At 59.1% G+C, this 6,172-nt stretch carries 6 protein-coding genes; 2 read left to right on the top strand and 4 right to left on the bottom strand.

All coding sequences use genetic code 11. From position 1 onward, the window contains the following. Together ACRESD_RS19295 and nadA are read left to right on the top strand one after the other, a co-directional pair. The coding region (locus ACRESD_RS19295) for a lactate dehydrogenase (protein WP_431752364.1) at positions 1-1,017 on the top strand (1,017 nt) is incomplete at its 5' end. Positions 1,018-1,178: 161 nt separating this feature from the next. Continuing rightward, positions 1,179-2,237, top strand: a complete 1,059-nt coding sequence (gene nadA, locus ACRESD_RS19290; RefSeq protein ID WP_431752363.1) for a quinolinate synthase NadA — start codon at positions 1,179-1,181, stop codon at positions 2,235-2,237. Between the two features lie 130 nt (positions 2,238-2,367). On the opposite strand, the gene ACRESD_RS19285 is transcribed toward nadA, so the two are convergent. From ACRESD_RS19285 to ACRESD_RS19270, 4 genes are all read right to left on the bottom strand, one after another. Beyond that, positions 2,368-2,856: an RDD family protein gene (locus ACRESD_RS19285; RefSeq protein WP_431752362.1), complete on the bottom strand. Its 489-nt coding sequence runs from the start codon at positions 2,854-2,856 to the stop codon at positions 2,368-2,370. 94 nt (positions 2,857-2,950) lie between these two features. Beyond that, positions 2,951-3,163, bottom strand: a complete 213-nt coding sequence (locus tag ACRESD_RS19280) for a cold-shock protein (protein WP_007934683.1) — start codon at positions 3,161-3,163, stop codon at positions 2,951-2,953. A gap of 383 nt (positions 3,164-3,546) precedes the next feature. Next, on the bottom strand, positions 3,547-4,671 hold the full coding sequence (gcvT, locus tag ACRESD_RS19275; RefSeq protein ID WP_431752361.1) for a glycine cleavage system aminomethyltransferase GcvT: 1,125 nt from the start codon (positions 4,669-4,671) through the stop codon (positions 3,547-3,549). 40 nt (positions 4,672-4,711) lie between these two features. Then, entirely contained in the window at positions 4,712-6,088 is a 1,377-nt protein-coding gene (locus ACRESD_RS19270; protein WP_431752360.1) for an L-serine ammonia-lyase, read from the bottom strand. Positions 6,089-6,172: the final 84 nt, after the last annotated feature.

Here is a 6,172-nt window from a genome sequence, read left to right as displayed (position 1 = left end):
GATGAGCTCAAGGCTATCGGCCAGTTGGGCGCGGCGTTCCAGGCTTCGGTGGACGGGTTGACCGCCGTGCCGCCAAGGCTCGACTTGAGCAAACTCACCCAGTTCGACCCCCAAGTGCTGGCGTCCGTGGGCCTGAATGCCAAAGTGAAAAGCGTGGCCGGCGACGACCTGAGCCTGGCTTTTCACGCCGACAGCCAGAGCCGAACCACCCGCATGAGTGGCCCGGCCGGGGACATTGACCTGGCCGTGGACCTGAAAAACACGGCGATCCTCGGTGATGCCAAGCAGCAGGCCAAGGCGCAGAATACCTACCTCGCCCAGTTCGACCGGGCCGAGAAACGCGGCAATGCCAACGCTGAGCTGATGGCCATGTTCAAAGACGCGTTCAGTGCCATGAACAGCCATTATCCCCAAGGTGCGAAGGCGTCGGATGCCTTGACTCACAATCCGAGCGACAAAGGCTTGTTGACGGGGCTTGCGGATTTCAAAGCCGCCATCAAGCAGACCGCCGACAAGTCCAACCCGATGCGGCCCTCGGAAGTCGACAGCTTTTCCTACACCGTGGCGCAGAAGACTCAGGTCAGTGGTCGTAGCACCGCGGATCGCAGCGTCACTCAGCATCAGCAATCGACACTGTCGGCGAGTTTCCATCAAAGCCTGGATGGCGGTAAGTCGCCGATCCTGGACGGCAGCCGCGAATCGCAGAACTACCGGTATGTGCAGGTGCAGGACAAAGCGAGCAGCACCGCGAGCTTTGCCTACAAGGGGGGTCAATTGGCCAGTGCTTTCGTCACGCAATCAGCGGTGCAGAACACCCATACCCAGAAGTATGTGATGGCCCAGTTGGTGGAAGACAGCGTGGTGCCCAAGGAAGGTTCGTCCAGGCGCGACTACCTGGCGCTGCTTGAACAGGCGGCCCAGGCCAACAAAAAATCCCAGGAAATCCTGGCCGGCCTGCAAGACTCGATTCTGCTGCAGGACGACCCCGCCGTTATTGCCCGGCAGGTGCGTCGTTAGAACGCCAGATTAGGCTTTTGAATCGATTCGATATTCTGTAGCCTTGCGCAGCTTCACCCGTGCTTGATGAACACAATCACTTCGTCCGGCGGCGCCCGAAGGGCCCCAGAGCCGGTGGTACACTCGACTTTCGCGCAACTGCGCCTGCAGGTCTTGCGAACATGACGCAAATTTCCGAACGCCTACTGGTTCAAGCCCACCTCGACGCCAAGCAGCCCAAGGCTCTCAGCGCCGATGAAGAGGCGGCCCTGCGTGCCGCCATCGCCGCCGAGCTCAAGGCTCAGGACGCGGTGCTGGTTGCCCACTTCTATTGCGACCCGGTGATTCAGGCCCTGGCCGAAGAAACCGGTGGTTGTGTTTCCGACTCCCTGGAAATGGCCCGCTTCGGCGCCGCCCACCCGGCCAAGACCGTACTGGTCGCCGGTGTGCGTTTCATGGGCGAGACCGCCAAAATCCTCACGCCTGAAAAACGCATCCTCATGCCCACTCTGGAAGCCACGTGCTCCCTGGATCTGGGCTGCCCGGTGGATGAGTTTTCAGCGTTCTGCGATCAGCATCCCGAGCGCACCGTGGTGGTGTATGCCAACACGTCGGCGGCGGTCAAGGCCCGGGCGGACTGGGTTGTGACATCCAGTTGCGCGCTGGAAATCGTCGAAAGCCTGATGGACAACGGCGAGACCATTATCTGGGGCCCGGACAAACACCTGGGCACTTACATCCAGCGCCAGACCGGTGCCGACATGCTGTTGTGGGACGGTGCCTGCATCGTTCACGAAGAGTTCAAGTCCAAGCAACTGGAGGACATGAAGGCGCTGTATCCGGACGCTGCGATTTTGGTGCACCCGGAGTCGCCGACGTCGGTGATCGAACTGGCGGACGCTGTGGGTTCTACCAGCCAACTGATTGCCGCTGCCCAGCGTTTGCCGAACAAGACTTTCATTGTCGCCACCGACCGCGGCATCTTCTACAAGATGCAGCAGTTGTGCCCGGACAAAGTCTTTGTCGAGGCGCCTACCGCTGGCAACGGCGCAGCGTGCCGCAGCTGTGCGCACTGCCCGTGGATGGCGATGAATACCCTGGAGCGCACGCTGCAATGCCTGCGAGAGGGCAGCAACGAGATCTTCGTCGAGCCTTCGGTGATCCCACAGGCTGTGCGACCACTCAAGCGCATGCTGGATTTCACCCAGGCGGCGCGTCTCAAACTGGCTGGTAACGCCTGACTCGAATCTGATCAGGTCAAAATGTGGGAGGGGGCTTGCCCCCGATTGCAGTATGCCAGCCAACATTGATGTAGCTGACCCAGCGCTATCGGGGCAAGCCCCTCCCACATTTGATGTGTGTTGCCTGAGATTATTTCTTCTGCTTTGGGATGCGCACCAACTGCGTATCCGAATAGATGTCGTGCCAACTGCGTTTACGCTTATCAAACAACGACCAGATAAACCCCAGCCCCACACACAACCACGACGCAATCGACACCACAAAGCGCAGCAGTGCCTGCCACAGGCTGATGCGCGAGCCGTCGGCGTTCTGTACGCGCACGCCCCACACCTGCATGCCCAGGGTTTGCCCGGAATGGGTCCAGAACTTGGCGAAGAAGCCAAACAGCACGAAGAATAGAATCGTTGACAACAGTGGGTCACCGTCCAGCGAGCCGGACTCAGTGAGTGTGCGCATCTTGGCTTCGCCGATAAACGCGATCCACACCAGCTTGTAGATAAACGCCGTGACGATCAGCAGGGCGGTGCACAGCAGGAAGTCATAGAACATCGCCGCCAGGCGACGGCCCAGGCCAACGGCGGGGAACTCGCCTTGGGGGCTCAGCAGGGGCTTGGACATGGCAGGGCTCTCTGGGAAAAAAGCCATTTTACGAGCAAACGCACATAAAAAAGCCCCTGATGTCACCATCAGGGGCTTTTTGTCGCAGGAAGGATCAGCCTTCTGCTTGTACTTCGTCAGCCTGCATGCCTTTCTGGCCCTGCACAGCAACGAATGTCACTTTCTGGCCTTCTTTCAGGCTCTTGAAACCGTTGCCTTGAATAGCGCGGAAATGCACGAACAGATCCGGACCGCTTTCTGGAGTGATAAAACCAAACCCTTTCTCGTCGTTAAACCACTTGACGGTACCGCTCTGACGTTGAGACATTTTCTTCTTTCCTTTGACGCTAAAAATTAATGACAGCCCCTTTCACATGAAAGAGTACTGGGCTGGGTTGCAGGAAAGTAAGAGACGTCGAACGGGTTGTAGCAAACTTATTTGGCTACTGCCCAGGTCCAGGTTCCAAGCGACCCATGCAAACACAGTGACCAAACTCTACGCCAACTAATACAGAAAAAACAAGCCCTGCCAAAAGCCCAGGTTTTGCTTGGCTTCATGACACTTAGTGTGGCGGGCTTATTCGATAGAAGGGGTCACTTGTTATAGGTTTGTCCCTATTGAATTGACTATCGTCAATGCACTGTTTTATGGCGGTTGCGTTACAGTTTAGTGCACGTTAACGCAACCGCGTTACTTATAGAAACAGTCAATCAGCCACGGTAGTAACGTTGCGGTACGAATGGCATTTTACTTACACGAAGTGGCACTTTTTTCCCACGTACCAACGCAGAGACTTGGGTATCCAGTGCGATGAATGCACTGTCTAGATAACCCATGGCCAACGGGCCACCCAAGGTTGGGCCGAAGCCGCCGCTGCATACGCTGCCGATCACCGTGCCGTGTTCGTCGACGATTTCCGCGCCCTCACGTACAGGCGTACGTTCCTGGGGCAGCAGGCCGACACGTTTACGGCTCACACCGGCTTGTTGTTGAGTGAAGATGCGGTCTGCGCCCGGGAAACCACCGGCACGTGCGCCATCGGCACGGCGAGCCTTGGAGATCGCCCACAGCAGGCTGGCTTCGATTGGCGTGGTGTCGGTGTTCATGTCATGGCCGTACAGGCACAGGCCGGCTTCCAGGCGCAGGGAGTCGCGGGCGCCCAGGCCGATGGCTTGCACTTCGGTTTCGGCCAGCAGGCTGCGGGCCAGGCTTTCGGCGTTGGCGGCAGGCACCGAGATTTCGAAGCCGTCTTCACCGGTGTAGCCGGAGCGGCTGACGTAGCAGTCCACCCCCAGCAGGCGCAGGGAGGCGAACTGCATGAAGGTCATCTTGGTGACCTCCGGTGCCAGGCGCGCCAAGACTTTAACTGCTGCTGGGCCTTGCAGGGCCAACAGGGCGCGTTCTTCGAACAGCGGCTCGATCGTGCACTGGTCGCCGATATGCTTGCGCAGGTGTGCCAAATCCTGGTCTTTGCAGGCCGCGTTGACCACCAGGAACAGCTCGTCATTGCCCAGGTTGGCGACCATCAGGTCGTCGAGGATGCTGCCCTGTTCATTGGTGAACATCGCGTAGCGCTGCATGCCCACTGGCAAGTCGATGATGTCGACCGGCACCAGGGTTTCCAGGGCTTTTGCGGCATTCGCGCCGGTCAGACGGATCTGGCCCATGTGGGACACGTCGAACAACCCGGCCTGATCACGGGTGTGCAGGTGTTCCTTCATCACGCCCAGCGGGTATTGCACCGGCATGTCATAGCCGGCGAAAGGCACCATGCGTGCGCCGAGTTCGAGGTGCAGTGCATGCAGAGGGGTTTTCAACAGGGTTTCGGTGGACATATTCAGCTCCTGAAAAAACGTGCTGGCGCGCCTTTGGGCGTCAGCACTCGATAATGTTGACCGCCAAACCGCCACGGGCGGTTTCCTTGTATTTGCTTTTCATGTCGGCGCCGGTCTGGCGCATGGTGCGGATGACTTTGTCGAGGGACACAAAATGCTGCCCATCGCCGCGCAACGCCATGCGCACCGCATTGATCGCCTTGACCGAGCCCATCGCATTGCGCTCGATGCAGGGCACTTGAACCAGCCCGCCAATCGGGTCGCAGGTCAGGCCGAGGTTGTGTTCCATGCCGATCTCGGCGGCGTTTTCCACTTGGGACACGCTACCGCCCAACACTTCACAGAGCGCACCTGCCGCCATGGAACAGGCCACGCCGACTTCGCCCTGGCAGCCGACTTCGGCCCCAGAGATCGATGCGTTTTCCTTGTACAAAATGCCGATGGCGGCGGCCGTGAGCAGAAAACGCACCACGCCGTCCTCATTCGCACCGGGGATAAAGCGCATGTAGTAATGCAGCACCGCCGGCACAATCCCGGCCGCACCATTGGTGGGCGCCGTGACTACGCGTCCGCCGTTGGCGTTTTCTTCGTTGACGGCCAGTGCATACAGATTGACCCAGTCGAGCACCGACAGCGGATCACGCAGTGCCGATTCCGGGTTTTTGCACAGTTGGCGGTGCAATGCAGCCGCACGGCGCTTGACCTTCAAACCTCCAGGCAAGATCCCTTCGTTGCGACAACCGGCATCCACGCAGTCCTGCATCACCTGCCAGATTTTCAGCAGGCCGGCGCGGGTTTCCGCTTCGGGGCGCCAGGCACTTTCATTGGTCAGCATCACCTGGCTGATGGACAGCCCGTAGGTGGCGCAGTGGCCAAGCAAGTCCTTGGCGTTCTTGAACGGGAAGGTGAGGGGTGTGGCGTCCTCGACGATCCGGTCTGCGCCGGCCGCGTCCTCATCCACCACAAAACCACCACCGACTGAGTAGTACTCGCGGCTGCGGATCTGAATGTTGGCGGCGTCGAAGGCACGAAAAATCATGCCGTTGGGGTGGTAGGCGAGGGGTTTGCGAATCATCGCCAGGTGTTCTTTCTCGTTGAACGCAATGCTGTGTTCGCCGAGCAAATTCAGGCGGCCATCCTTGCGTATCTGCGCCAGGCGGGTGGCCACGGTTTCGGTATTCACGGTGTCCGGGTGTTCGCCTTCCAGGCCCAGCAACACGGCCTTGTCGCTGCCGTGGCCTTTACCGGTGGCGCCCAGCGAACCATAAAGCTCCACCTTGACGCAGGTAGTGGCGTTCAACAGGTTGTCACGCTTGAGGCCCTCGACGAATCGAGCAGCGGCGCGCATCGGGCCGACGGTGTGGGAACTGGAGGGGCCGATGCCAATCTTGAACAGGTCGAACACGCTTAAGGACATGGTTGTTCTCCGGTTTCTTATTATTTTCTGGAAGTCGCCTCAGTCAAATTGTGGGAGCGGGCTTGCTCGCGAATGCGGTGATTC

This window comes from Pseudomonas sp., assembly GCF_050739995.1.
Taxonomy (GTDB): domain Bacteria; phylum Pseudomonadota; class Gammaproteobacteria; order Pseudomonadales; family Pseudomonadaceae; genus Aquipseudomonas.
The sequence above is the reverse complement of the archived record's forward strand: the minus strand, read 5'-3'. Positions and strand labels throughout refer to the sequence as shown.

Excerpts from the sequence above, each read along its gene's own strand:
- ACRESD_RS19280 (WP_007934683.1), bottom strand. The coding sequence starts at position 3,163 with ATGTCTCAACGTCAGAGCGGTACCGTCAAGTGGTTTAACGACGAGAAA.
- ACRESD_RS19270 (WP_431752360.1), bottom strand. The coding sequence starts at position 6,088 with ATGTCCTTAAGCGTGTTCGACCTGTTCAAGATTGGCATCGGCCCCTCC.
- ACRESD_RS19285 (WP_431752362.1), bottom strand. The coding sequence starts at position 2,856 with ATGTCCAAGCCCCTGCTGAGCCCCCAAGGCGAGTTCCCCGCCGTTGGC.
- nadA (WP_431752363.1), top strand. The coding sequence starts at position 1,179 with ATGACGCAAATTTCCGAACGCCTACTGGTTCAAGCCCACCTCGACGCC.
- gcvT (WP_431752361.1), bottom strand. The coding sequence starts at position 4,671 with ATGTCCACCGAAACCCTGTTGAAAACCCCTCTGCATGCACTGCACCTC.